Origin of the sequence: Enterococcus sp. 2G9_DIV0600 (assembly GCF_002140615.1) — a bacterium.
GTDB classification, from domain to species: Bacteria; Bacillota; Bacilli; order Lactobacillales; family Enterococcaceae; genus Enterococcus_D; species Enterococcus_D innesii.
Genome location: NZ_NGLL01000001.1, coordinates 2,520,595 through 2,547,312, shown reverse-complemented (window position 1 = coordinate 2,547,312; position 26,718 = coordinate 2,520,595). Strand labels below are relative to the sequence as shown.

The window sequence follows — 26,718 nt, the reverse complement described above, 5'->3', positions numbered from 1 at the left end:
GGCAGAGCACATGATTTCTGAGAACTTGCACAAGATCCAGCAAGAGATACAGGACTCCTGTGCTCTTGTTTCTAGAAACGCCAGTGAGGTCTGTTTGACAGCTGTAACAAAATCCGTCGATACAGAAACGACAAGAGAACTTCTAGAAAATGGGGTGCGGAATTGTGCTGAAAATCGAGTAGAAAAACTACTTGAAAAAAAAGCAGCATTAACGGATTTTCCAGATGTCCGTTGGCATTTTATTGGCAATTTGCAGCGTAGAAAGGTAAAATCAATTATAAACGAGATTGATTTTTTCCATGCGTTAGATTCAATCAAACTGGCACAAGAAATTCAAAAACGAGCAGAGCATCCGATCAACTGCTTTGTGGAAGTAAATGTTTCGCAGGAAGCAACGAAACAAGGGATTTTCGTAGAAGAGGTGATGGCTTTTATTGAAGCACTCGCTTCGTTCGATAAAATTCGTGTTGTTGGATTGATGACGATGGCCCCGCTCACTGCTTCCAAAGACGAGCAGCATCAGATTTTTAAAGAATTAAAAAGGATTCAACAACAAATCGCTGACCTGCATCTTACACATGCCCCTTGCTTAGAAACGAGTATGGGAATGAGTAATGACTTTCCCATTGCGATCCAAGAAGGCGCAACATTTATTCGTGTAGGAACAGCATTATTTCAATAAAAAAGGAGGTTGACCGATGTCGCTCAAAGAGAAACTGACCAATTTTTTTGGATTGACTGACGAAGAAGATTATTACGAAGAAACATATGCCACTGAAGAACCGGCACGAACAGCATCTAAACCGGCTGTGAACCAAGGAGGAGCTTTTACAGCCTCCAGAACATCCGCGAATACGTATGCATCTGGCCAAGCGGCAACCCGTACAACAAGTCAACCACAAAATCAAGCTTATCAATACAGACAGCAACCTCAAACTGCTGCTTATCAACAATCCTCAGCTGCGGCTGAACGAGTAAGATCGGTACCTAAGACGGAAGAAAAAGTCGTTCCGATGGCACAACAAAGAACCAATACGAGAGTCAAAGATACAAAAGCAAGAGAAACTTCCTCGCAAGTGGCAGGAAAAATAACGATCGTAGAACCACGTGTTTACTCTGAAGCAATGGGGATTGCGAAGCAAGTCATCAATGGTGATGCTGTACTTGTTAATTTTCATTTAATTGAAGAGTACCAAGCTCGTCGAATAGTTGATTTTTTAACAGGAACAGTGTACGCTGAAGATGGTGATATCAAGCGCGTTGGCGATGAAATTTTTCTTTGCACGCCTAAGGGTATGGAAATTGAAGGCACTGCCCAAACATTAGCAGATACCAATTTTTTTGATATCTAAAGTGAGGAGGAACGCCAATTTTATTCTTGAGATTCGTTAAATTACTGAGTGATGCTGTTTATCTGTATACTATTTTATTAGTGATGTATGCACTTTTGTCTTGGTTTCCAGGAGGGTATCAATCCGCTTTTGGCCGTTTCTTGGCAAAAGTGTGTGAACCGTATTTGAGTTTATTTGATCGATTGAAATTAAGTTTTGCTGGTATCGATTTTACGATTGCATTTGCAATTATTGTCTTACAGCTAGCATCACAAGCATTGATATTGATCCTACAATCAATTTTATTTTAACGTAAGGGGTGGTTATCGGTGAACGCAAATGTCTATCAACATTTTCGAAACGATGAACGCCCTTTTATTGATTCCGCTCAAGGATGGATCGAACAAGTGCAAATGCAGTATGCGCCATACTTGACTGATTTCTTAGATCCAAGACAAGCGTATATCTTAGAAAGCTTGATTCGTCAATCAACGGATTTAAGCTTCCGTTTTTTTGGCGGATACGAAGCTGCTGAAAGACGACGCTGTTTAATTTATCCTGATTACTATGAGCCCACCACCGATGAGTTTGACATGACTTTATTTACGATTCAATACCCGAAAAAATTTACGGTTTTGAGTCATGGAAAAGTTTTGGGCACGTTAATGGGGACTGGAGTCAAGAGGGAATACTTTGGAGACATTCTTTCCGATGGTGAAATATGGCAAGTATTCGTTGCTACTGAAGTCAGTCATTTTATTCAACTACAAGTGGATAAAATCGGCAACGTATCGGTACGTTTGGAAGAAACGAAATATACCGATTTGATCGTGCCTAAAGATGGCTGGACCGAGGAAAGAGAAACGGTTAGTTCATTGCGTCTTGATACAGTGATCTCCGCCGTGTACAACATCTCTCGTCAGCGTTCGAAACAGTTGATCGAATCAGGAAAAGTAAAAGTAAACTGGACAGAAGCATTACGACCAGATTTTGTTCTGGATTTACTGGATATCGTTTCAGTAAGAGGATTTGGTCGGATTCAAATACAGGGGTTAGAAGGAACCACGAAAAAAGAAAAAGTTAGATTGTTATTAGGTGTATTACGTAAATAAATCAAAGAGGTGTATAGAATATGGCATTAACTCCATTAGACATTCAAAATAAAAACTTTTCAGTAAAAATGAGAGGCTACAATCAAGACGAAGTCGATGACTTCTTGGATATGATTGTTCGTGATTATGAAGAAGCTGTTCAACGCAATCGTGAGTTAGAGAAATCATTGAAACATGCAGAAGAAAAACTCGAATACTTCAATGAATTGAAAGACGCCTTGAACCAATCCATCATCGTGGCTCAAGATACGGCGGATAAAGTAAAAACAAGCGCAAGCAAAGAATCAGAAGTAATCGTTACTTCTGCCCAAAACCGTGCGGATGAGATGGTTGCTACTGCAGAAAAACATGCCCATGCCTTGATGACCTCAGCAGAAGAAAAAGCCAAAGAGATTTTGACAGATGCAACAAATAATGCACGTCAATTGGCGACAGAAACAAATGACTTGAAGAAGAAAACCAGAGTCTTCCATAACAACTTATTAGTTATGTTGCAAACGCAATTAGAACAAGTGAAGAGCCCTGAATGGGAAGAAATTTTGGCGCCATTTTCAAGCTATGTACAAGATTCCCACCAAGTGATCAGAGAAGTTTTGTCAAAAGAACTTGACAGTGAAAATGGTTCTGGAGTAAACTCAGAAGCAGTGGAAACATTTGATGTGGACATTGTTGAATCAGATGAAAAAATCGTTGATGTAAGTGAAAGCCCTGAAGTGAAAACGTTAGATGATGCGAGAAACTTATTAGACGAGTTGAACAAAACAGATAACAACTAAGACACAGAACAGAAAAATTTCTTATATTTTTCAAGCGAGTTTGGGAGAGTGGAAGCCAAATAAAACCCTGTAAGAAATCAGATCATCTGTGAGTTGCGTTCTTGAAAGAGCTGACTTTTCAAAGACTCGAGTAGAGAACGACGCCTGATCCCGTTACCGGTCATCAAAGAATTGTCAAATGACAATTAAATTTGGGTGGTACCACGAACACGTTCGTCCCTTGCCAGGGACGGACGTGTTTTTTGCTGTGAATCACTTCGACTGGTCCGCAAAGCGGAACAGAGCAGATGATGAACAGTACTAGGCGACCATAGGGAGCGTAGTAACCAAATTAGGAATCACGCTGATCAACTGTTAACAATCAGTGAATCCTGAATGCTTTGAATTTATGGCAACCAATCCATTTGACAGGTTCAATAGAAGCAATCGGTTGAGCGAGTCGATGGATTTTGAAACTATACCAAAACGTTGAGAGACGAAAAGGAGCGAAACAAGAATGAAAATGAAAGAAACACTGCATCTTGGAAAAACCGCTTTTCCAATGCGAGGCAACTTGCCAAACCGCGAAGTGGATTGGCAAAAAGAATGGGAAGAAAATCAATTGTATCAACGTCGTCAAGAATTAAATGAAGGCAAGCCAACCTTTGTCTTACACGATGGCCCTCCCTACGCAAATGGAAACATCCATATCGGACACTCATTGAACAAAATCAGTAAAGACATCATCGTACGTTCCAAATCGATGTCAGGTTTCCGTTCCCCTTATGTACCTGGTTGGGATACTCATGGTTTACCGATCGAACAAGTACTGACCAATAAAGGGATCAAGCGCAAAGAAATGAGCTTGGCAGAATATCGCAAAAAATGTGAAGAATATGCTTTGACACAAGTGGATACGCAAAGAGCTGATTTCAAACGTTTAGGCGTTTCTGGTGACTGGGATCATCCATATATCACATTGACACCAGACTATGAAGCAGCAGAAATCCGCGTGTTCGGAAAAATGGCAGAAAAAGGCTACATCTACAAAGGATTGAAACCAATTTACTGGTCACCATCTAGTGAATCATCATTAGCAGAAGCTGAGATCGAATACAAAGATGTGAAATCACCATCGATCTATGTGGCTTTCCCAGTCGCAGATGGCAAAGATTTGCTTGATTCAGATACAGCTTTTGTTATCTGGACGACGACGCCATGGACCTTACCAGCGAATCTAGGAATCTCTGTGAATCCAACCTTTGCCTATGTTCAAATCTTGGCCGATGGCCGCAAATTCGTCGTGGCAAAAGATTTATTAGAAACCGTGACGAATGAGATCGGTTGGGAATCTGTCGAAGTTTTACAAGAATTGGCTGGCGATCAATTGGAAAAAATGACGGCACAACATCCTTTTTATGATCGTACGTCTCTAGTAATGTTAGGGGACCATGTGACATTGGATGCCGGTACTGGTTTGGTCCACACTGCACCAGGACACGGGGAAGATGACTACATCGTCAGCAAAAAATATGGTCTAGATGTCTTATCACCAGTCGATAGCCGTGGGGTCTTCACAGAAGAAGCACCAGGATTTGAAGGGGTCTTTTATGACAAAGCCAATCCAATGATCACTGAGCTTTTAGAAGAAAAAGGAGCCCTACTAAAACTAAACTTCTTTACTCACAGCTATCCACATGATTGGCGGACGAAAAAACCAGTCATCTATCGGGCAACACCACAATGGTTTGCGTCTATTGATAAGTTCCGTCAAAATATTTTGGATGAGATCGAAAAAGTAGATTGGATCATTCCATGGGGCAAAACCCGTTTATACAATATGATTCGCGACCGCGGCGACTGGGTGATCTCTCGTCAACGTGCGTGGGGCGTTCCGTTGCCAATCTTCTATGCAGAAAACGGTGAAGCTATCATTACGCCTGAAACGATTGAGCATGTGGCAAACTTATTTGCTGAACATGGTTCAACGATTTGGTTTGAAAAAGAAGCAGAAGAATTACTGCCAGCTGGCTTCACGCATCCGGGCTCACCTAACGGCAAATTCTCGAAAGAGACTGACATCATGGATGTTTGGTTTGATTCAGGTTCTTCTCACGAAGCGGTGTTACGTCAACGTCCAGAGTTGACATTCCCAGCTGACATGTACTTGGAAGGTTCTGACCAATATCGTGGGTGGTTCAACTCAAGTATCACGACTAGTGTTGCGATCAATGAAGTCGCACCATATAAAGCCGTCTTGTCTCAAGGCTTCACCTTAGATGGCGAAGGTCGCAAGATGAGTAAATCTCTTGGTAATACCATTGCACCAGAAAAAGTGATCAATCAAATGGGTGCGGATATTTTGCGCCTTTGGGTCAGCAGTGTTGACTACGAAGCGGATGTCCGAGTGTCTATGGATATCTTGAATCAAGTGTCAGAAGTCTATCGAAAAATTCGCAATACCATGCGTTTCTTATTGGCTAATACGAATGATTTTGATCCAGCAAAAGACAGCGTACCATTTGAAAACTTGCGTTCTGTTGATAAATACATGATGGTTCGCTTGAATCAAACGATCAAAACGATTCGGGAAGATGGCTATGAAAAATATAACTTCTTGCATATTTACCGGACAGTCATCAACTTCTTGACAGTCGATATGTCATCCTTCTATTTGGATTTTGCAAAAGATGTCGTTTATATCGAAGCTGAAAATGATTTCCAACGTCGCGCCATGCAAACCGTCTTCTATCAAACAGCGGTTGCGTTGACGAAATTACTGACGCCGATCATTCCCCATACGGCAGAAGAAATCTGGTCACATTTGAAAGAAGAAGAGGAATATGTTCAATTAGCGGAGTTCCCTGGCTATGATACATTTGCTAACCAAGAAGAGCTGCTTGATTTATGGCGTGCTTTCCTTGATTTCCGTGACAATGTCTTAAAAGCATTGGAAGAAGCGCGTAATGCAAAACTGATTGGGAAATCGTTTGAAGCAAAAGTGACTGTCTATCCAACCGAACCGGTTGCGGCACTACTAAAAGCTATCGATTCAGATATTGCACAACTGCTGATCATTTCACCAGACTTCTTAACGATCAAAGAAGCAGGGGAAGCAGCACCAGAAGCGGCCTATCAATTCGAAGACGTGGCGATCTTAGTGGAAAAAGCCGAAGGTGAAGTCTGCGAACGTTGCCGCCAAGTCCGTGTAGATGTTGGTGTAGAAGAGCAACTGCCAACACTTTGCGGCCATTGTGCAGCCATCGTCAAAGAAAACTATCCCGAAGCAGTTGCAGAAGGCTTTGAAAAATAAAAGAACGAAAAAAGATGACCCCATTGCGGGTCATTTTTTTTGAAATTAGTCAAGCTTGTTCCTTGAAAATGGGACATAAACAGCTGTTTGTGACATCCAAATGAGAAAATCTAGCTTAATTGATAACGATTCTCATTTGTTTGCAATAATTTTCCGACAGTTTATTGTATAATAAAAAAACCTTATTAGACGAAGATTCCTGCCTGTGATTTACTAGTCACTATTTGTTCAATGGATTTAAGTAACCCTTGAAGGAAGAAATCAACGAGCACGGATCAAGTAAAAAAAACTTGCCAGATAGAAAAACAGATTGTAAACTGTTAAAAATCGGAATATTCAGAATATTGAAAGAAAGTGTGATTCCATGAGTGATTTAGAGATGATGAGGAAAACGAACCAAATGATGTACGATGCCGCTTTTGAAAGAGATGCTTGTGGGATGGGCTTTATTGCACAAAAAGATGGTCGCTATTCTCGAGAACTTGTGCAAAATGCCTTAACGATGTTAGAACGGATGAACCATCGAGGGGGAACTGGGGCAGAACCTGACACAGGAGACGGAGCTGGGATTTTGATGGCGATGCCTGATCCATTTTTTCAACAACGAGCAAAAGAGGCCGAAATCCCATTGCCTGAAAAAGGCGCCTATGCTGTTGGGATGTTTTTTTTACCGAAAGAAAAGCTCCGAGCAGCACAGGTCCAAGAAGAAGTAGCTAAAGACATTCAACAAATGGGTTTTACGGTTTTATGGCAACGAGATGTGCCTTATGATTATTATCAATGTGGGCCAGGAGCGCAAAAAGTCATGCCCTCATTTGTGCAAGTCTTTATTGAAAAACCTGTCGATGTAGCTGCAGGCCGTCCCTTTGAAGATCAGCTTTATCGGTTACGGCGAAAACTGGAAAAAACGTATCATACCGATGAGCTGTCTATCTGCAGCTTATCTAGTAAGACAGTTGTTTATAAAGGGATGCTGCATGCCTATCAAGTTGGCTTGTTTTTCAAAGATCTTCAAAGCCCAGAAATGACTTCCAGTATTGCCTTGACCCATTCTCGTTTTTCAACGAATACCTTTCCAAGCTGGAGTCGGGCGCAACCTTTTCGTTTCTTAGCTCATAATGGGGAAATCAACACCTTACGTGGGGCAGAAAATTGGATGCATGGACATCAGATCGAAGTCTATGATGATGAAAATTCTGATTCGGCGAAGTTGGAAAATTGTATGGAGTATTTGTACCGTCAAGGGCGAGATATTCCTCAAGCACTGTTGATGATGGTGCCAGAAGCTTGGTCTAAAGAAGCTGGCTTGACGCCAGAACTGACAGCTTTTAACGAGTACAACGCGAGCTTTATGGCTCCTTGGGATGGACCGGCAGCTTTGTGTTTTACCGATGGGGATCTGGTAGGAGCTGCACTCGATCGAAATGGGTTGCGGCCATCTCGCTACTCGATCACGAAAGCCGGGTTTGTAGTCGTGGCCTCTGAGTCAGGGGTTGTCGATTTGCCAGCGTCAGAAGTGATTGAAAAAGGGGTGCTTGGACCAGCAAATATGTTTTTGGTGGATACCCAAAAAGGGATGATCTTACGAAATCAAGAAATCAAAGCGCATTATGCGAACGCCCATCCTTACCAAGAGTGGTTAGCGGATCACTTATTAACACCAGAGCTGCTTCCTGACGCAGAAAGACAGGAGGAAACGGCAGATGATGCGATCCAGACCCTTTGGAAACGAAATGGCTACACGGATGAGATCATTCGCACGTTGATTTTACCAATGGCTCAAACGGGAGAAGAACCAGTGATCTCTATGGGGTTTGATTCACCCTTAGCCATCTTAAGCGAACGTCCCCAATCTTTGTTTACGTACTTTAAACAACAATTTGCTCAAGTGACCAATCCGCCAATCGATGCGATTCGTGAAAAATTGGTAATTGGTACCGAACTGTTTTTAGGTCGAGATGGTGATGTTTCAAAGGACATTCGAATCAATTGCAATAAGCTGAAGATTGCTAGTCCTGTGTTAAAAACGAGTGAATATGAAAAAATCAAACAGTTAGATCAAAATGGTCAAAAAGCAGTTTTACAGTCGATTCTCTATGATTATGTACCAGAAAATGGAGCAGCATTGCAGCAAGCGTTAGAAGCGCTTTTTAAAGAAACGGAACAAAAAATTGATTCTGGGGCAACGATCGTCATTTTAAGTGATCGGGAAGTCATTCAGCCGCAAGAAGGAAAAGTGGCGATTCCGATCCTTTTGGCAGTATCAGGCCTGCACAATTACTTGGTGCGAAAAGGCAAACGTTCCTTGGCATCGATCGTTGCGGATACTGCGGAAGTCTGTGAGGTCCACCATTATGCCATGTTAGTCGGCTACGGAGCAAGTGGGGTCCACCCTTATGGGGCTTACCAGACATTGGCGCATTTTGAGCTTTCAGAAAAGATTGAAAGTTACCGCAAAGCTTGTGAGAAAGGTATTGTCAAAATTATGTCACGGATGGGGATTTCAACGATTGCCGGTTACCATGGGGCGCAATTGTTTGAAGCTGTTGGTATCTCTGAGAAAGTTATCTCCGAATACTTTACCGGCACGGTTACTCGTATCGGTGGACTTTCATTAGCACAAATCGAGCAAGAATACTTAACGCGTTATGAAGCGGCGTATGGCGAGAAACGCGTGGATTATCTTGATTCGGGTGGTAGTTTCCAATACAAAGCTGACGGGGAACATCATCTGTTCAATCCAAAAACAATCTATGGATTTCAAAAAGCTGTTCGTACCGGCAGCTATGCGCTTTATAAAGAATATGCGGCGGAGATGAACCAAGACGCGTTAGAGAATCCAACGACCCTCCGTTCTATGTGGACTTTTGCGAACACAAGACGCAGTATTCCATTAGCTGAGGTGGAGCCAGTTGAAACGATCGTCAAACGATTTAAAGTCGGTGCGATGTCTTACGGCTCTCTAAGTGAAGAGGCACATCGCTGTATTGCTGAAGGAATGAATGCGATCGGGGCAAAATCCAACAGTGGAGAAGGTGGAGAAAACCGAAATCGTTTCAAACCAGTGAATGGCATTAATTATAATAGTCGCATCAAACAAGTAGCTTCTGGCCGTTTTGGTGTCAACGCCGAATATTTAATGAGTGCGGACGAACTCCAGATCAAAATGGCGCAAGGGGCGAAACCTGGTGAAGGGGGGCAATTGCCAGGCAACAAAGTCTTCCCGTGGGTCGCTGAGATTCGTGGCTCAACACCTGGGGTCCGATTGATTTCGCCGCCACCACATCACGACATTTATTCGATTGAAGACTTAGCCCAGCTGATCTATGACTTAAAGGCAATCAATCCCTATGCACGGATCAATGTCAAATTGGTTTCTAGTACGGGCGTGGGTACGATCGCTACCGGTGTCGTCAAAGCCGGCGCAGACGTAGTCGTGATCTCAGGCTATGACGGTGGGACCGGTGCTTCTCCGAGAAATTCGATTCGTGATGCTGGCTTGCCTTGGGAGATGGGGCTTGCAGAAGCCCATCAAACATTAGCTATGAATCATTTGCGGCAGCGAATGACCTTAGAGACAGATGGAAAATTAATGACGGGTCGAGACATCGCCATTGCTGCTCTTTTAGGAGCAGAAGAATATAGCTTTGCCTCTTTAGCGCTAGTTGCGATTGGTTGTGTTATGATGCGGGTTTGCAGTATCAATACATGTCCTGTCGGCATTGCTACGCAAAATCCAGCGTTGCGCAAATTTTTCGCAGGGAAACCTGAGCACATCATCAATACGATGTACTTTTTAGCAGAAGATTTACGGGAAACAATGGCCGAGCTAGGGTTTCGCACGATTGATGAGATGGTAGGACACGCGGAAGTGTTGACACCACGCTTCGTTGCCAAAGGCAAAGCAAAGTCGTTAGACTTTTCTAGAATGATTGGGACGACGATCCCAATCGAACGGAAAGTGACGGACCCATTCCTTGAGAAACGACAGTGGCCAGAATTAGACGCTTTTGCCCAAGCAGCTATCGACAATAATCAAGAAATCGTTATGAATCATACGATCAATAATGTTCAACGTTCAGTCGGCGCTCGTTTAGGGGGCTGGATCGCAGAACGCTTTGGCAATTACGAAGTAACGCCAGGTTTGTTGCAGTTTACGTACCGCGGCATTGCTGGACAAAGTTTTGGGGCGTTTGCCACCCAAGGCATCCAGTTGAAACTGATTGGCGAGGCCAACGATTATGTAGCCAAAGGACTGAGTGGTGCCCGTTTGATCATTGTGCCGCCTGAAGATGCCGCTTATGACGCAGAGCATTCACCGATTGTCGGTAACGTTGCTTGTTTTGGGGCGAATCGGGGTGAAGGCTATTTCCGCGGCATTGCTGGCGAACGCTTTTGCGTCCGTAATAGTGGAGCCAAAGTCGTTGTAGAAGGTGTTGGGGACCATGGCTGTGAGTACATGACTGGCGGCGTCGTGGTGATTTTAGGAAAAACCGGCCGCAACTTCGGTGCCGGAATGTCCGGTGGCGTGGCATACGTCTATGACCCTGATCAAACTTTTGCAGAAAAATGCAATCGGGAAATGGTTGATTTGTACCGGATTGGCGAAAGTGGCGATGACCATCAGCTGAAGGAGATGATCCAGCAGCATTTTGCCTATACAGATTCATTGAAGGCGGCTGAGATCCTAGAAGATTGGGAAAATCATCAGCAACATTTCATCAAAGTCTATCCGACAGAGTACCATCAGATGATCCAAGCAACGGAGACTTTGGCTGAGCAAGGATTTATCGGGGAGGAACTTGTGACGAAAGCTTTCGAAGCCGTCGTCGGTCCACAATTGACTATTCCAGGAAAGGAGCGCGACTAATATGGCAGATCCATTTGGTTTTTTAAAGTACCCAAGAGTAGAAAATCCTACCCGACCGGTTTCAGAACGTATCCAAGACTGGCAAGAATTACAGACGCCATTGCCTGAAAATGAGCGTCAAGAGCAAGCGGCGCGCTGTATGAATTGTGGCATTCCTTTTTGTCATACTGGTTCTTTTTACGGCGGGCAACGGGCGGTTTCAGGTTGTCCCAATGACAACCTGATTCCTGAATGGAATGATCTGGTTTATCAAGGGCGTTTCCAAGCCGCCTTTGAGCGTTTAGCCAAAACCAATCCACTACCAGAAATGACAGGGCGTGTCTGTCCTGCTCCATGTGAAAAAGGCTGTACCGAGGCACTGAATGGCTCAGGTGTCACGATCCATGACAATGAACGTTTTATTATCGATACTGCTTTTGAAAACGATTGGGTCAAAGCTTCCGGGTTGCCTCAAGAAGCGACTGGTTTCAAGGTGGCCATCGTTGGTAGTGGACCGGCTGGTTTATCCGCTGCTTGGCGCTTGAATCAACTAGGACATCAAGTGACGGTCTATGAACGCAGCGATCGCTTTGGCGGTTTGCTAATGTATGGTATCCCAAACATGAAATTAGACAAAGATGTCGTGCAGCGACGGATTGACTTGATGGCAGAGCTAGGGGTGACCTTTGTCGCTAATACGGAGATCGGTCGTGACTTGTCAGCAGAGGAATTGGCTGCTCAGTATGATCGGGTCATTTTGGCGACAGGTGCTAGCGTTCCTCGTGACTTGAAAATTCCTGGTCGTGAATTGACTGGGGTCCAATTCGCAGTCGATTATTTGACGGAAGCAACCAAAGATGTATTAAAGCATGGCAAAGCGGCAACCAGTAAAAAACTTGCTGGCAAGCACGTCGTCGTGATTGGCGGCGGCGACACTGGAAATGATTGTATTGGCTCAGCGATTCGGCAAGGAGCCGCTTCTGTGCGCCAATTGGAGATCACGCCCCAACTGCCATTGACACGTACCGACAGCAATCCTTGGCCTGAATACCCAATGACAGCCCGCACAGGCTATGGGCAAGAAGAAGCGGCTGAAGTGCTGCAAACACAAGTGACGTATCATGGGGTGTCCACAACGGCCTTTATCGGCGCCGAACGTGGCCAGTTGATTGCTATTGAAACGGTCTCTGTGGATCAACAGTTTCAGCCGATCCCTGGTACAGAGCAAGTGATCAAGGCGGATTTAGTCTTGTTGGCAATGGGCTTTATTGGCGCAGAGACCCAACTCTTTGATGCCTTTGGTGTGCGAGAAGTTTATGATGATTATACGACAAATAATGAACGGGTCTTAGTGGCAGGCGATGCTAAAAGAGGACCAAGCTTAGTGATCTGGGGGATTCGTGAAGGACGCCTAGCGGCAGAAAAAGTCGACCAAGCGTTACGATCATTGGTGTATCAATAAGCAATCAATAAAAAACAACCTGAGCAGCTCGTCCTCCTTCTAAATCAGAAGGGGAGCAGTGAAATGCTCAGGTTGTTTGCATGTTAGGAAGTTGGCTCAGAAGTTTGGAGTTCTGGCAACGGTTTTGTTTTTTCTAATGATGCCTTTGGTAGGCGAATCGAAAAGACGATGGTTTCGTCACGGCTTTCCGCCCAGATTTTTCCACCTAATGCTTCAACGATTTCTTTGGCGATCGGCAGCCCCAGACCGGTTCCACCAGTCGCAGTCGCTCGTGAAGCGTCCATCCGATAAAAAGGCTCAAAAATCAAGCCAATTTTTTCAGCAGGGATCGTTTTCCCATGATTGGTCAATCGAATCAAGATATCATCAGAGGCACTGATGGCTAAATGCAAGGGGGAATCGGTATAACTATAGTTGATGGCATTGCGAATCAAGTTATCAAAAACGCGTTCCATTTTCTCCGTATCAACGGTCGCAAAGACTTTTTTCTGTAGCTGCAGTTGCCAATGAAGATTCTTTTCTTCTAACAGCGGTAAAAATTCGAACGTCAACTGTTCCAGCATTAAGCTAAGATCCGTGGTTTCGGTCTGTAAGGCGATCGTTGTAAGATTAAAACGGGTGATTTCGAAAAACTCGCTGATCAATAATTCTAGCCGCTGGGCTTTTTGCAAGGCGATCTTGGTATAGCGTGCCCGTAGTTCGGTAGAAAGCTGCGGTTCCTCTTCTAACAGCGTCAAGTAGCCGATCACACTGGTCAAAGGTGTGCGTAAATCATGTGCGAGATAGACGATCAAATCATTTTTCCGCTGCTCTGCTTCTTTGGCTGCTCGTTGATCTTGGAGATTTTTTTCTCGTAACTGGTTCATTTCTTCTTGCACATCGTTCAGATTGCTGGAGAGAATGATTCGCTTCATGGGTTCGGCAATCAATTGATTCGTGGCTTGGATCGTTTCATTCAAATAGCTGATGGCTTTACTCATATAATAAATCGTTGTACTTGCCCAGATCAGCAAGGCACCGATAGCTAGACAGACGAGCCAATAATCAGCAAAAAGCCGTAATATTTGATAAATGGGTTCATAGCCGTACCAAACCCTCAATCCTGCTACAAAGCGAACAGTTAAAGGGATCAGAATCAAGAGGAGCATTAAAACACCTGTGGTGATAAAGTATTGAGTCAAAAGTTTCCGAATCAATGGACTTCTATTTTTCAATGATATAGCCGACCCCCCATACAGTTTTGATTAATTTCGGTTTGCGTGGTTGTTCGTTTAGCTTTTCCCGCAGACGGGCAATATGTGCCATCACTGTGTTATTGTTGTCTAAATATTTTTCTTTCCAGACTGCTTCAAAAAGGGTTTCTGAGGCAACGACCGATCCTTGGTGTTCAAATAAGTAAAGCAAGATTTTAAATTCGATGGGGGTCAAAAAAACCTCTTTGCCATAAAGAAAACATTGGTGGCTGTTGATTTTCAACAGTAAGCCTTCCTTTTCGTATTCTTCAATCTTCTGCGGAACAGCTGACTGATTGTATCGTTGGTATCGCCGTAGTTGCGTTTTGACCCGAGCAACAACTTCTAATGGATTGAAAGGTTTGGTCACATAATCATCTGCACCTAGACTTAGACCGGTAATTTTATCCAAATCTTCCCCTTTGGCAGTGAGCATCAGTACTGGAAAAAAGTGGGTTTTGCGAATGGTCTGTAACAGCTGAAAGCCGTCGATATCCGGCAGCATCACATCTAAAACTGCCACATCGACTGTTTCTTTTTCGAGATAAGCCAAAGCACTCGTTCCATCATAAAAAGGTTCCACTTGGAAGCCTTCATTTCTTAGAAACGTCGTGACTAACTCGGCGATTTCTTTTTCATCATCAACAACGATTATTTTTTCTGCCATCCTTGATTCACTCCAACTATCTACGATCATTTTTTCATTTACATTACCATTTACTCTACCCACATCATACCGTAATCCGTAAGCGAATGCATTCGTTTTCTACTTTGAACTAGAGGTGATGCGGGAACCTAGGCGGCTGATCAATTCATTGGTAATGGTTTGTGCTTGATCAGCTGTAGTCGTCCAATCGCTGATTACTTCGAGCGAACTTTCGACCGCCAGTTCTGGATAGTCCGTTAAATCGATCAAGAGCATGTCCATACAAACCAACCCAATCTGCGGGAGTAAAACCCCTTGATAAGACAATTGGAATCCTTGATTTGATAGGGCACGGGGGACCCCGTCGCAGTAGCCGATACTAACGATCCCGATCGTGGCTGGTCGATCAAAAACAGTGCCTAGTCCATAGCCGATCGCTTCTCCGGCTGCGACTGTTTTTTTGTCTACCAGTAGAGCCTTGAGAGTCAAAATCGGTTGTACATTTATCTTCTGTTTTGTTGGTTCATTCGGGACACTTAGTGAACCAGTTAAAAGAATACCTGGGCGCACATAATCATACTGTTTCTCTGGATAATTCAATATTCCGTAACTGCTTTGCAGATGTGTCAGTCCATAGGCAATATTTCTAGCGGATAAGCCAGCCAATAGATCATCAAAACAAGTGATTTGGGCTTGTGTCCGTAAGATACTTGCCGTATCTAGCTGATCTGAAGAGCCAAGATGGGAAAAAATGCCTGTGATCTTGAGGCATGGCAAGGCGTAAAGCCTTCTAACTGTTTCAAGGTCAGGGGCAACGCCTAGGCGATGCATGCCGGTATCTACCGCTAAATGGCATTCGATTGGAAGGCCTGATCGGGCTAACGCTTGTCCATGCGCTTCACTGACGATAGTTTGAATTAAGGAATATCGGTTCAGCTCTTTGACACGTTGGGCAGAAGTGTACCCTAAAATCAGTAAGCGACTTTTAATGCCAGCTCGCCGTAATTCGATGGCTTCTTCTATGGTGGCAACAGCAAAAAAATCGACGCCTACTCTTTCCAAGGTACGAGCGACCAATTGCGCATCGCAACCATAGGCATCTGCTTTAACGACCGCCATCACTTTTGTTGTGGCTGGAATCACTCGTTTGATTTCCTGCAAGTTGTGCAACAGGGCGGGGGCTGAGAATTCTTTGGCTGCCCGCTGCAAGTGGGGCGGCGTTTTTTTCGGAAACGGCAATAGCTTTTGCAAAGTAAAGAGACCATAAACCACACCAATGGTCAATCCTAAGACCACGAAGTAATTGATTAGATTGTTTTGAAGCAAGGGCAGTTTCTGACTAAGAAAATGGGTTACTGCAATGGTATAAGGATGGAGCAAATAGAGCCAAAGGGACAGACGACCCGCTTGTTTCCAGATCATGGGTGCTTGCCATTGCTGAATGATCGGAAATAAAAACAAGAGAACGAAGGGCAAAAAGATATACATGCTGTCATGTTTCGGCGTGGTAAAGTGATGCAAGAGATAACTTTCCAAAAGCAAGCAAATCAGACTAATCATTAGATAACTATAGCGATGGGGCGAAGCAGATTTTTGGGCAAATCTTCTGGCTAGTACCCCTAAGAGCAAAAACAAGGGAGCAAAGAAAATACCGTTGCGAGTTCCAGCCAATAGTTGGAAAATCAGTGAATAGAATGACGCGAGGGGTGTTTGGGCAGCCAGTCCAGACCAACTGTCCCCACCTAAACCAATCACGTATAAACCGATAGCCATGAAAAAGACTTGTTTAAAAGAAAAGCGCACCAAGAGTCCCATCACTAAAAGACTGCCGGTAATGATCGCAGGAAAATACCATAGATGATAAAGGATGCCATTGACTAGCAAAGTTTGAATAAAAGTGCCTAGGGGCATGTTCAATCCTAACATGCCGCTGTACCAAGCAAGCGGCAAAAAGAGCAGTGTGGCTATGAGATAGACTTGCAGCTGCTTTTTAATAAAATGCCAGACACGCTGTCTGGCAGGATAGCTGTTTTGGGTGGCCAAGTCGCTGAACACGTAATATCCGCTGATCATAAAAAAGAAGGGGACGGCGATTCTGAAAAGAGTCAATGTGATCAGGATATCACCATCGGGCCACAATCGATGAAGGGGTAGACAGTGGATCGCCACCACCATCATCGCTAATAGCACTCGAAACTGCTCGATTCCCTGATTCTTCTTCATGCGAACTGCCTCGTGGTCTGTTCAAGATACTGATGGTATTCTTCCAAGGTCCACTGTTGATTGGCCATGATTTGACTATGAGGCAAACCGACATAACGAAAATGCCATGGTTCGTAACCAATCCCTGTAATTTCTTGTTTGTCTGCGGGGTAGCGTAAAATAAATCCGTAGTTCATCATTTCCTGGGTAAATAAATCAGCGGCTGCGCTGTCACGAAACCGTGGACAGATCAAATCATCTTGGCTACCCTTTAATCCAACATCGATCGCTAAGCCTAACTGATGCTCGCTACAGCCGGGCAACGCCACAAATTGTTTCGTATAGGATAATCCATTTTCTTTTAAGGAATATTCCCATAAATGCCGTTGCTGCTTTTCGGTTCGATAGCCATCTAATAAGCAGATCTCGTCTTCAAGTTTTAAGGCTTTGACGAGGCGTTCCCATTGTTTGGCTGCTTCTGGCTGCAAGTAAACCTCGTCTTCACTAAAGGCAGCAAGGACCAAATGAGGCGGTTCTTGTTTTTTTTCTAATGGAAACTCTTTGCTAACTAACTGTAGATAGGGATTCATTTGACTTCCTCCTTTGCTAAGACAAGCAGTTTTTGTAGTAGTTCTTGATAGGATAAGCCGACCGCTGCCATCATGGCAGGATAGCGGGAGTGACTCGTAAAGCCCGGCATAGTATTGATTTCATTCAAGTATAGTTCTCCTTGATCCGTGACAAAAAAGTCGATGCGAGCAAGACCTTTAAGACCAAGACTACGATAGAGCAACTGAGCTTGTTCTTTGACCTTGGTTTCAATCGTTTCAGGCAATGGCGCAGGAACGGTGATCTTGGCGCTGATCAGCTGGTACTTTTCTTCAAAATCGAAAAAGCCGTCTACTAATGAAATAGCGTCACAAGCACCGACAGTCAAAGAGTCGTTACCCAAAATACCGCAACCGATCTCAACACCGGCAATATTTTTTTGTAGGAGCACTGCGGAACAATAAGCGAAGGCTTCCTTCAAGGCAGGAGCGATTTCTTCAACACAAGTTACTTTTGTGATCCCTTTTGAGGAGCCCGCTTCATTAGGCTTAAAGAAAACTGGAAAGCCATGGGTCTGGATGAAGGCTTCGATTTGTTGCTGTTGGTTGTCTTGATTTGTCAAGAGAATCGTAGGGGCGCTTTGTACGCCAATGGTTGCTGCAGCTTGATGCAGCAACCATTTGTTCATACATAAGGCAGAGGCTGCCACCCCACAGCCTACATAAGGCAGCTTCATCAATTCAAACAATCCTTGGATACTGCCATCTTCCCCGTATTTACCATGCATAATGGGAAATAAAACATCAGGTACCAACGTTTGCTGCGCTTCACTTAGCCAAAAGCCGTTTCCTTCGAATAGCGGCTGGATTTTCTGTGTATGTTTCCTATCCAACAACCACGTGTCTTGTCGGATGTTTTCCAGTTCTCCTGTATACAAATACCAATCCATAGCATCAGGGGCGATCCCGATCAGAGAGAGGTCATAGTCATAGGGAGATGATTGGAGTGCTTCGATTGCGCTAGTTGCTGAGGCTAAAGAAACGGTGTATTCCGGTGAATTGCCTCCAAAAATAATGGCGATTTTTTTCATGTTTTTCTTCCTTCCACTTTTCGATTCTTGCTACATTCAGTCTATCAAGGAAAGAAAAAAGAAATTTACGGGCTTACTGGTATCTTTCTTTTCTTTTTGTGATGAAATTCTGACGAATTTATGACAAAAGGAAGGCGACAGCTGCCGCTCTTATTACACCAGAAAGAAACTAGCCTTTGAAGTAGAAAAAGCTGCCATATGATGGAGTGGAGAAAATAGTGAAAGGAGAGCACTCTTAAGGAAAAGGGAGACAATAGCAGGTTTGTTGACACAAAAAAAGCACGCCGAAGCATGCTTTTTGCTTTTGAAGATGGCTTTTCGCTTATTATACGATTCGCTTATTGTGCGTAATGCGCACGAGGACCACCAATATATTTGGGCCGTGATCCCAGAGCTGTGACATGGGCAGCGCCGAGGGTCTTAATAGAGGGACGGATCGGGATTTGTACATGTTTGACATGCATGCCGATCGCTGTGTCACCAATATCGATGCCAGCTTTTGCCACTATGTGCTCCACTTCAATAGGCTCATCGAACAGCTGGAAAGCCGCGACTGAGCAAGCACCGCCTGCATGCAGCTGGGGCACTACAGCGACTTCTTCTAAGTGATAGAGCTGAGCCGTTTTACGCTCAACGGCTAAAGCCCGATTGAGGTGTTCACAGCCTTGAACGGCTAAATGAATATTTTTAGGACGCAAGATCGCTCGCAGTGTTTCGACGATGATCATGCCTACTTCTTGACTGGAATTTTTGCCAATCAAGCCGCCCACGACTTCACTTGTTGAACAGCCAAGGACAAAAAGATCGTTTTCACCAACGTTCGCTGTCGTAATGACTTCTTCAACGATCGTAGTTAAATCCGTTTTTAATTGATTGATATCTGTCATAAGAATCACCTTTCATTTAAAGAAAACTTTTTCGTGCGGCGCAAGGCATGCGTCAGAGGTAAAGCAACGATGCTGCCAAAGACCGTTTGGATCAAATTACTTGGAATCGAGGCGATCCCAGCGCCTAACCCGAATAGTAAAACTGTTGCTGCTGCATAGCCAGCAATCATGATCAAGCTGCCGACAATGACGGCTGCTAGTGGCCGGTGGCTCATTCTGCCTACGATCCAGCCTTGTACACCATGAATCACGATGGAAAAGAAGGCCCATTCAGGGTAACCTGATAGAAAATCAATGATGCCGCCGCTCATTCCACCGACGAAGGCCCCGGCGCTAGGTCCAAACAAAAGGGCCGAGATATAGATTCCTGCTTCACATAAGGTCACAAAACCCTTCGTTTGCGGAACAGGAATGATAAAGGTCAAAGAAAGTGCACACGTGAGTGCGGTCAGCATGGCGATCGTCGTTAGGTTTCTTACTTTCATACGTATTCATCCTTTCTGAAGTAGGCAAGTTGATTGATGTTTCCGGAGGTACCTAAAGGTAGCCCTTCTTCAATTCCTGCCCAAACAAATGCTTTTGCAGTTTGAACAGCTGTTTCCAATGAAGTACCTTTGGCAAGTAAAGCGGCAATCGCCGATGAAAGGGTACAACCAGCACCGTTGGTTGTGGGTCGGGTACTTTTTTCTGCTTCAAAAACAGTATACTGTCCAGAGTGGTATAAAAGGTCGTAGGCTGTTTCCCCGGTTAGTCGACTGCCACCTTTGATCAGAACATTTGGGGCACCCAATGCATGGATTTTTTTTGCCGCCGTTTTCATCTCCGCTAAGGAGGTAATCCTTTGTCCAGATAAGTGTTGTGCTTCGAGCAGATTAGGTGTCACTAATGCTGTGTAAGGAAACAAGGAGATCAATCCTGCTTGATAGGAGTTGTTAAAGGCAGTATCTCCTTCTTTGAAGGCGAGAACGGGATCGAGCACGATTGGTCCGGTAAATGCTTGTAAAAAATCCCGCAGCAATTCAATGATGGCCGTTTGATGAAGCAGCCCGATTTTGATTGCATCTAGTGATACGACCGAACGCAGTGAATCTAGCTGTGCTTGGACCACAGGCTCAGGAAGATCATGGAACATAAGATCATCCTTGATGGCGACCACACATGTTAATAGGGCATGGCCAAACACCCCGAATTCCTCAAATGTTTTCAAATCAGCCGTCATGCCGCCACCTGCCAAACTGTCGAGACCGGCGATCGATAAGACTTGTTTCATGTCTGCTGCTCCTTTCATTTCTCATTTCTTTCTATTATAAACAGTCGGTAAAAAAGAAAAACGGCCAATTGGATGTTTTTTCCTCATCCAATTGACCATTTGCTTATTTCTCATTTAGTAAATCTCGCTCACGATACCATTCATCGGGACGCCAGATCCATTCAAAGCCATCGGCAGCTAAGAGATCATAGGCAGCTTGAGGTCCCATCGTTCCTGCGGCATAGTTTGGAAAATCAGGTGTTTCTTGGTCCCAAGCGTGACGGATCACATCAACGATGCGCCAAGATTGGGCAACTTCATCCCAGTGGGTAAAGTTAGTGCCATCCCCGTTCAAAGCATCTAAAATCAATTTTTCGTAGGCTTCAGGGGTGTTTTCGACGATTTCAGTACTATTTCGGTAATCGAGCTTCACTGGCAATGTTTCAAACCCTTGGCCAATCTCTTTTCCGTTCAAGGAAAGAGAGAAGCCTTCCGTCGGTTGAATGTAAATCGTCAGCACATTCGGTGCCAAACTCTCGATTTGCTTTTGTTCATTCAGGTCTTGCTTAAAGACATTGACTGGGACTTGTTTAAAGACAATGTTGATGCGAGTGCCTTTTTCCGTCAAGCGTTTCCCGGTGCGTACATAAAATGGTACGCCGGACCAGCGGAAGTTATCGATCAAGAATTTCCCAGCAACGAAGGTTTCCGTTGCCGATTTTTCATCGACATTGGCTTCTTCACGGTAGCCAACAAATTTCTTGTCTTCTAATTGTCCTTTATCGTATTGACCACGAACGAAGTGTTGTTTCACTTCTTCTTCGGAGTAGATACGGATCGCATTTAAGGCTTTGATTTTTTCTGTCCGTAACTCTTTTTCAGAAAAAGCCACTGGCGGCTCCATGGCTAATAAGGAAAGAATCTGCAGAATATGGTTTTGGACCATATCTTTTAAGGCGCCGCTCTTATCATAATAACCACCGCGTTCTTCAACACCTAAGTTTTCTGCGATATTGATCTGAACATTGTCAATGTACCGATTGTTCCACATCGACTCAAAAATGTTATTGGCAAAACGAATCGCAGAAATGTTTTGGATCATTTCTTTTCCTAAATAATGATCGATCCGGTAGATTTCTTGTTCTGTAAAGACTTGATTGATCTCTTCATTCAATTCTTTTGCTGAGTCGTAGTCGCTTCCAAATGGTTTTTCGATGATCACCCGATGGTAGCCGTCAGTATCCAGCATCCCTTGGGATTTCAAGTGAGAAACGATCGTCCCAAAGAAGTTAGGAGACATCGCTAAGTAAAAAATTTTATTGCCTTCTAAATGGTATTTCTGATCTAAGGTTTCCGCCAAATCCTTTAAGGAATCATAATGGCTCGTATCTGTTACATCATGTGATTGGTAGTAGAAATGAGAAGCGAATGTCTCTGCTTGTTCTTGTGAGTCACTCAACTCTTTGATCGTACCCATCACCACTTCACGATAGTGTTCATCCGACCAAGGACGGCGTGCAGTACCAATGACTGCAAAATCTTCTTTCAAATCGCCTTTTTTGTACAACCGAAACAAAGAAGGGTATAGTTTGCGTTGGGCAAGGTCGCCCGTACCGCCAAAAATCGTAAAAAGGACCTTTTTTTCCATCATCTTCACTCCTTACAGTTTATCGACAAAAATCGTGCTGGCGGCTTTGTAGCTGACAGCAATTTCTTTTGTATCATTTTTGATCGTAATCGGACCCTCGTATGCTGCCGCATCGATGATCTCGTATTCTTCATGAATATTCAATTGGATCGAAACGAGGTAATCCAGCAGTTCTCGTTCGTCAAGGACACGGGCGATACGAATCTTGGTTCCTACCGGATAGGAACTCATGGTGTTTTTTTCGCCTTCGTGAATGAGTTCTCCTTGTTCAGGGATCATTCCGCCATGTGGGCAATACCGAGGATGATCAAGGTAGGCTTCTAAGCGGCTCGCCAGTGTTTCCGAGGTGACGTGTTCTAAAACTTCTGCGTCATCATGAACTTCATTCCATGAGTAATGCAGGTGCTCCACAAGAAAGACTTCCCATAAACGATGCTTGCGGATCAGAGCACTTGCAGAAGCTAAACCCGTTTCAGTCAACTGTACCCCTTGATAAGGTGAATGTTCCACTAAGCCTTCTTTTAATAATTTTGAAATCATTTCACTTACTGAAGCTGCTGAGACGTCCAGACCTGACACGATTTGTTTGTTATTGATTTTCTTTTGGTCACCACCAAGCTCTAAGATGAGCTTTAAATAATCTTCACGATTTGGTGTCATCGGATCCATCCTCTCTTATCAAAGACTATCAAAGTAGATTTTATCAAAAAAGCCGGCTGATTACTACGAAAAAAGCCGCCGGTTTCCAATATTCTATGTAAAAGGGCTCTATAATTTATGGGACTGATGAATCAGAATTGATTCTTCAGCCCCATTTTCATTTTAGGTATTAAAAAACATATCGTTCTCTAGTATGATTAAATCACCACAAAATAAACAACTGAGAGGACGATATGCTATATGAATGATTCTATCAAAAAAATGCTGAGAATAACAGAGAAAGATTTGATGATTACAGAGGTCTCTTACGAGACCCTTCAGAAGAAAAAGACATTGGTCGTCGATGCTGTTCTCTCGCCTAATCCTCGTGCTTGTAGAAGTTGTGGTTCTACTGTGGTAGATGGAAACGGGAAATCAATTATAGTGAAAAATGGGAAGAAGGAAACGATTGTCCGTTTTGAGCAATACAATCATATGCCTTTGGTTATGCGCCTAAAAAAGCAGCGCTATACCTGTAAAAACTGTCGCACCCATTGGACTGCTCAAAGTTATTTTGTCCAACCCAGACATTCAATCGCAAATCATGTGAGATATAAAATTGCTTCTTTACTGACTGAAAAAGTATCTTTATCTTTTATTGCGAAAAGCTGTCAGGTATCTTTGACCACCGTTATTCGTACATTAAAAGAGTTTAAAAGCTATTTACCAAAACAATCTAAGAAGATTCTCCCAAGAGTATTGATGGTTGATGAATTTCGTTCGCATGCTTCCATAGAAGATAAAATGAGCTTTATTTGCGCAGATGGTGAAACAGGAAAATTAATCGATGTTTTGCCTACGCGTAAATTACCTCGATTAACAAGCTATTTCTTAGGGTGTACCAATCCAGAAGAAGTAGAATTTTTGGTGACAGACATGAACGCCGCCTACTTCCAGCTCACCAAACGTGTTCTGCCAAAAGCGAAAATAGTGATTGATCGGTTTCATATTGTCAAACACATGAATCAAGCGTTCAATGAGTTGCGTATCCGTGAAATGAATGAACTTCGTAAAGCAGGACAGAAAAGCCAGGCAGAAAAACTGAAAAAGAATTGGCGCTTTTTGCTAAAAAATCGTGCAAACATCAACCATTATGAATACAAAACATGGAAAAGTTTCCGAGCACCAAAATACCCATTTCTTACTGAAGCAATGATGATTGATCGATTGCTTGAGTTTTCTACGCCCCTGAAGGAGGCGTATCCCTTTTTTCATGAATTAGTTGAAGCCTTTCGAGACAAAGACCCTGACTTATTTTTCTCCTTATTGACAGAACTTCCTGAAACGTTAGATGACAGCTTTCGGGAAAAGCTTCAAAACCTTCTTACCCATGAAGAAGGCATCACCAACGCAATGATCTATCCTTATTCCAATGGAAAAATAGAAGCGAAGAATACCCACATAAAGACAATGAAACGAGTATCCTACGGATTTAAATCATTCGAGAACATGAGAATTAGAATCTTTTTGATCAATCAATTAATCAAAGTGAGATAACAAAAAATCTGAGCCAGAATGTGGTTCATTCTGACCCAGATTTGATTTTGCACAACTCATCAGTCCTTATTGACAAAGAGCCTGTAAAAGAAGGCCGAGGGGAGCAACTCCACCTCAGCCTTTTTTTATTAAGCCCAGTCACCATTGCGGAAGACAGGAACCGTGGTGCCATCTTCTTTGATGCCATCGATGGACATTTGGTCAGAGCCAACCATGAAATCTACGTGGGTTTGGCTGCGGTTCAAACCAGCCGCTGCCAGTTCTTCTTCACTCATCTCAGTGCCACCTTGCAAGCTGAAGGCATAAGCGGAGCCTAAAGCTAAGTGGTTTGAGGCATTTTCATCGAACAACGTATTGAAGAAGATAATGCCGGATTGTGAGATAGGGGAAGGATCAGGAACTAATGCGACTTCACCTAAAGATTTTGCTCCTTCATCGATTGCTAGCAGTTTGCCCAGCACTTCTTCGCCTTGTTCCGCAGAAAAGTCCACGACTTTGCCGTCTTTGAAGGTGAACTTCATCCCAGAGATGATGGTGCCTGCGTAGCTCAATGGTTTTGTACTTGAAATATAGCCATCGATGCGACGATTATCTGGGGCAGTAAAGACTTCTTCTGTTGGCATGTTCGCCATGAATTTTTCATTGCGGGTATTGTAACTGCCAGCACCTTCCCACAAGTGGTTTTTAGGCAAACCGATGATCAAATCGGTACCCGGTGCCGTATAGTGTAATGCGCTGAATTGTTCTTTGTTCAATTCTTCGGCTTTAACTTGCAAGGTTTCATCGTGTTTTTTCCAAGCTGCGACAGGATCTTCTTCATAGATACGTGTTGTTTTGAAAATTTGATCCCAAAGCTTGTCTTGTGCTTCTTCAGGGGAAGCATCAGGGAAAACTTTTTGGGCCCAATCTTGACCAGCAGCCGCAACCACAGTCCAGCTGACTTTGTTGGCTTGTGTTGCTTGACGTAATTTCATCATCGCTTTACCAGAAGCAGCTTGGAAAGCGGCCACTCGGTCTGAGTCAACGCCCGCTAACACATCGGGATTGGCAGAAACGACACTGATGCGGCTCGCACCTTTTTCAACCCAATCTTCTGTTTGATCAATTTTATGCTGAGGAATCGTAGACAAACGATCTTCGGCCGCATGAGTAAGAAATTCTTTTTGGATCTCATCGTCGGTCCATTGGACGATTACTTCGTCTGCACCTAATTCATACGCTTTTTTCGTTAATAGACGAGCTAACGGTGCTTGGTCCACGGCGATTTGGATGACGATCGTGTGCCCTTTTTGGACATTTACGCCAACTTCAGTGATCAGTTGGGCATATTTTTCAAGGTTCTGATTAAAGTTTGGTAAAACCATTAAAATTCCTCCATTTATTCTAAATTTATAACTGTCTTCATGATAGCACTAAGTATTTTTGAAAACAAACGAAAAAGTGAGCAAAAAAACAGTGGTCTTCAAATTGAAAAACTGGAAACACTAAGGGCAATAATTTTAAAAGTTTTTTTGCAAACTTAAAAAAACATGATACAATAAGTAAAAGGTATTTCTGAAAGCGATGTATAGCAGAATTAAGGAGATTAAAAAATTATGGCAAGAAAGAAAACTATTACTAGAGACCAGATTTTAAAAGCTGCCTATGAAGTTGTCGCAACCGAAGGATTTACACGTTTTACCGCACGCAATATCGCAGCGAAGATGAAATGTTCAACGCAACCGATCTACTTAGAATTTAAAAATATGGATGACTTAAAAAATGCATTGATCAATCAGATTTACGACTACTTAGCGACAGAAGTCTTTCCAGTTGAGAGACGGGGAGATGTCATCGTTGACTTAACGTTAAATTATATTGGCTTTGCAAATAAAGAAAAACGATTATACCGAGCGCTATACTTAGAAGAGCATGGTGGTGGGGATTCCATGCAACAGTTTTCATTTGACCTTTTTGTGAAATCAGTGAAAAAAGAACCAAAATATCAAGATCTATCTGATGTAAAATTACAATCTTTGCACACCGGTGTCTGGATCGTCGCTACTGGCTTAGCGGCATTGATGTCTTCGGGAATCATTCATCCGACAGAAGATCAGATTGCTAAGCTGATGACGGAAACCACCGATAATATTTTAGCAAGAGAAACACCCATCGATATCAGCTATCATTAAGCAAACAATAAACCTCCGGCAGAATC

The 26,718-nt window shown here is 43.5% G+C and carries 21 protein-coding genes and 1 other annotated feature; of the genes, 10 read left to right on the top strand and 11 right to left on the bottom strand.

The features are described from left to right. The first annotated feature begins 10 nt into the window (after positions 1-10). From A5870_RS12245 to A5870_RS12210, 8 genes are all read left to right on the top strand, one after another. Positions 11-682: a YggS family pyridoxal phosphate-dependent enzyme gene (locus tag A5870_RS12245; protein WP_077453525.1), complete on the top strand. Its 672-nt coding sequence runs from the start codon at positions 11-13 to the stop codon at positions 680-682. A gap of 16 nt (positions 683-698) precedes the next feature. Further along, complete coding sequence (locus tag A5870_RS12240) at positions 699-1,352, top strand: cell division protein SepF (protein WP_086293095.1); 654 nt, start codon at positions 699-701, stop codon at positions 1,350-1,352. 26 nt (positions 1,353-1,378) lie between these two features. Continuing rightward, positions 1,379-1,642 carry a YggT family protein gene (locus A5870_RS12235; protein WP_086293093.1) on the top strand — a complete coding sequence of 88 codons (264 nt, stop codon included), beginning with the start codon at positions 1,379-1,381 and terminating at the stop codon, positions 1,640-1,642. Between the two features lie 18 nt (positions 1,643-1,660). Continuing rightward, entirely contained in the window at positions 1,661-2,443 is a 783-nt protein-coding gene (locus A5870_RS12230; RefSeq protein WP_016613826.1) for a YlmH family RNA-binding protein, read from the top strand. Between the two features lie 20 nt (positions 2,444-2,463). Beyond that, on the top strand, positions 2,464-3,219 hold the full coding sequence (locus A5870_RS12225; protein ID WP_077453523.1) for a DivIVA domain-containing protein: 756 nt from the start codon (positions 2,464-2,466) through the stop codon (positions 3,217-3,219). Then, positions 3,215-3,443 (top strand) — a binding site (T-box leader). Its footprint overlaps the gene before it by 5 nt. Before the next feature lie 272 nt (positions 3,444-3,715). Next, entirely contained in the window at positions 3,716-6,511 is a 2,796-nt protein-coding gene (ileS, locus tag A5870_RS12220) for an isoleucine--tRNA ligase (RefSeq protein ID WP_081118411.1), read from the top strand. A 364-nt stretch (positions 6,512-6,875) separates the two neighbouring features. Beyond that, positions 6,876-11,381 (top strand): glutamate synthase large subunit, encoded by a 4,506-nt coding sequence (gltB, locus tag A5870_RS12215; protein WP_086293090.1) that lies wholly within the window; start codon positions 6,876-6,878, stop codon positions 11,379-11,381. Position 11,382: 1 nt separating this feature from the next. Next, on the top strand, positions 11,383-12,822 hold the full coding sequence (locus A5870_RS12210; protein WP_081118413.1) for a glutamate synthase subunit beta: 1,440 nt from the start codon (positions 11,383-11,385) through the stop codon (positions 12,820-12,822). 83 nt (positions 12,823-12,905) lie between these two features. On the opposite strand, the gene vanS is transcribed toward A5870_RS12210, so the two are convergent. From vanS to A5870_RS12160, 10 genes are all read right to left on the bottom strand, one after another. After that, positions 12,906-14,036 (bottom strand): vancomycin resistance histidine kinase VanS, encoded by a 1,131-nt coding sequence (vanS, locus tag A5870_RS12205; RefSeq protein ID WP_303393902.1) that lies wholly within the window; start codon positions 14,034-14,036, stop codon positions 12,906-12,908. Continuing rightward, positions 14,026-14,721, bottom strand: a complete 696-nt coding sequence (vanR-C, locus tag A5870_RS12200) for a vancomycin resistance response regulator transcription factor VanR-C (RefSeq protein ID WP_034872470.1) — start codon at positions 14,719-14,721, stop codon at positions 14,026-14,028. Before vanR-C ends, vanS begins: the two co-directional genes overlap by 11 nt. Before the next feature lie 99 nt (positions 14,722-14,820). Continuing rightward, a complete protein-coding gene (vanT, locus tag A5870_RS12195) occupies positions 14,821-16,923 on the bottom strand; it encodes a membrane-bound serine racemase VanT (protein ID WP_086293088.1) in 2,103 nt (700 codons plus the stop codon). Beyond that, the gene (gene vanXY / locus A5870_RS12190; RefSeq protein WP_086293086.1) at positions 16,920-17,492 is read right to left on the bottom strand and encodes a D,D-carboxypeptidase/D,D-dipeptidase VanXY; all 573 of its coding nucleotides are present in this window, start codon (positions 17,490-17,492) and stop codon (positions 16,920-16,922) included. The genes vanT and vanXY overlap by 4 nt, the downstream gene beginning before the upstream one ends. After that, the gene (vanC, locus tag A5870_RS12185) at positions 17,489-18,541 is read right to left on the bottom strand and encodes a D-alanine--D-serine ligase VanC (RefSeq protein WP_086293084.1); all 1,053 of its coding nucleotides are present in this window, start codon (positions 18,539-18,541) and stop codon (positions 17,489-17,491) included. The genes vanXY and vanC overlap by 4 nt, the downstream gene beginning before the upstream one ends. Positions 18,542-18,879: 338 nt before the next feature. Further along, on the bottom strand, positions 18,880-19,428 hold the full coding sequence (locus tag A5870_RS12180; protein ID WP_077453516.1) for a TIGR01440 family protein: 549 nt from the start codon (positions 19,426-19,428) through the stop codon (positions 18,880-18,882). A 5-nt stretch (positions 19,429-19,433) separates the two neighbouring features. Next, positions 19,434-19,913, bottom strand: coding sequence for an ECF transporter S component (locus A5870_RS12175; protein WP_015510153.1), 480 nt, complete (start codon positions 19,911-19,913; stop codon positions 19,434-19,436). Then, positions 19,910-20,698, bottom strand: coding sequence for a bifunctional hydroxymethylpyrimidine kinase/phosphomethylpyrimidine kinase (gene thiD / locus A5870_RS12170; RefSeq protein WP_086293079.1), 789 nt, complete (start codon positions 20,696-20,698; stop codon positions 19,910-19,912). The genes A5870_RS12175 and thiD overlap by 4 nt, the downstream gene beginning before the upstream one ends. 103 nt (positions 20,699-20,801) lie before the next feature. Next, complete coding sequence (gene zwf, locus A5870_RS12165; protein WP_086293078.1) at positions 20,802-22,328, bottom strand: glucose-6-phosphate dehydrogenase; 1,527 nt, start codon at positions 22,326-22,328, stop codon at positions 20,802-20,804. A 9-nt stretch (positions 22,329-22,337) separates the two neighbouring features. After that, a complete protein-coding gene (locus A5870_RS12160) occupies positions 22,338-22,985 on the bottom strand; it encodes a metal-dependent transcriptional regulator (protein WP_008377371.1) in 648 nt (215 codons plus the stop codon). A 240-nt stretch (positions 22,986-23,225) separates the two neighbouring features. Between A5870_RS12160 and A5870_RS12155 the strand changes: the two genes are divergently transcribed. Further along, positions 23,226-24,521 (top strand): ISL3 family transposase, encoded by a 1,296-nt coding sequence (locus A5870_RS12155; protein WP_086292156.1) that lies wholly within the window; start codon positions 23,226-23,228, stop codon positions 24,519-24,521. Between the two features lie 128 nt (positions 24,522-24,649). Here A5870_RS12155 and A5870_RS12150 read toward each other — a convergent pair whose 3' ends face one another. Next, a complete protein-coding gene (locus A5870_RS12150) occupies positions 24,650-25,885 on the bottom strand; it encodes an aminopeptidase (protein WP_086293076.1) in 1,236 nt (411 codons plus the stop codon). A gap of 231 nt (positions 25,886-26,116) precedes the next feature. Here A5870_RS12150 and A5870_RS12145 point away from each other — a divergent pair, with 231 nt between their 5' ends. Then, positions 26,117-26,692 carry a TetR/AcrR family transcriptional regulator gene (locus A5870_RS12145; protein WP_005228861.1) on the top strand — a complete coding sequence of 192 codons (576 nt, stop codon included), beginning with the start codon at positions 26,117-26,119 and terminating at the stop codon, positions 26,690-26,692. Positions 26,693-26,718: the final 26 nt, after the last annotated feature.

Excerpts from the sequence above, each read along its gene's own strand:
- A5870_RS12245 (WP_077453525.1), top strand. The coding sequence starts at position 11 with ATGATTTCTGAGAACTTGCACAAGATCCAGCAAGAGATACAGGACTCC.
- A5870_RS12240 (WP_086293095.1), top strand. The coding sequence starts at position 699 with ATGTCGCTCAAAGAGAAACTGACCAATTTTTTTGGATTGACTGACGAA.
- A5870_RS12225 (WP_077453523.1), top strand. The coding sequence starts at position 2,464 with ATGGCATTAACTCCATTAGACATTCAAAATAAAAACTTTTCAGTAAAA.
- ileS (WP_081118411.1), top strand. The coding sequence starts at position 3,716 with ATGAAAATGAAAGAAACACTGCATCTTGGAAAAACCGCTTTTCCAATG.
- gltB (WP_086293090.1), top strand. The coding sequence starts at position 6,876 with ATGAGTGATTTAGAGATGATGAGGAAAACGAACCAAATGATGTACGAT.
- A5870_RS12210 (WP_081118413.1), top strand. The coding sequence starts at position 11,383 with ATGGCAGATCCATTTGGTTTTTTAAAGTACCCAAGAGTAGAAAATCCT.
- vanR-C (WP_034872470.1), bottom strand. The coding sequence starts at position 14,721 with ATGGCAGAAAAAATAATCGTTGTTGATGATGAAAAAGAAATCGCCGAG.
- vanT (WP_086293088.1), bottom strand. The coding sequence starts at position 16,923 with ATGAAGAAGAATCAGGGAATCGAGCAGTTTCGAGTGCTATTAGCGATG.
- vanXY (WP_086293086.1), bottom strand. The coding sequence starts at position 17,492 with ATGAATCCCTATCTACAGTTAGTTAGCAAAGAGTTTCCATTAGAAAAA.
- vanC (WP_086293084.1), bottom strand. The coding sequence starts at position 18,541 with ATGAAAAAAATCGCCATTATTTTTGGAGGCAATTCACCGGAATACACC.
- A5870_RS12180 (WP_077453516.1), bottom strand. The coding sequence starts at position 19,428 with ATGACAGATATCAATCAATTAAAAACGGATTTAACTACGATCGTTGAA.
- A5870_RS12175 (WP_015510153.1), bottom strand. The coding sequence starts at position 19,913 with ATGAAAGTAAGAAACCTAACGACGATCGCCATGCTGACCGCACTCACG.
- thiD (WP_086293079.1), bottom strand. The coding sequence starts at position 20,698 with ATGAAACAAGTCTTATCGATCGCCGGTCTCGACAGTTTGGCAGGTGGC.
- zwf (WP_086293078.1), bottom strand. The coding sequence starts at position 22,328 with ATGATGGAAAAAAAGGTCCTTTTTACGATTTTTGGCGGTACGGGCGAC.
- A5870_RS12160 (WP_008377371.1), bottom strand. The coding sequence starts at position 22,985 with ATGACACCAAATCGTGAAGATTATTTAAAGCTCATCTTAGAGCTTGGT.
- A5870_RS12155 (WP_086292156.1), top strand. The coding sequence starts at position 23,226 with ATGAATGATTCTATCAAAAAAATGCTGAGAATAACAGAGAAAGATTTG.
- A5870_RS12150 (WP_086293076.1), bottom strand. The coding sequence starts at position 25,885 with ATGGTTTTACCAAACTTTAATCAGAACCTTGAAAAATATGCCCAACTG.
- A5870_RS12145 (WP_005228861.1), top strand. The coding sequence starts at position 26,117 with ATGGCAAGAAAGAAAACTATTACTAGAGACCAGATTTTAAAAGCTGCC.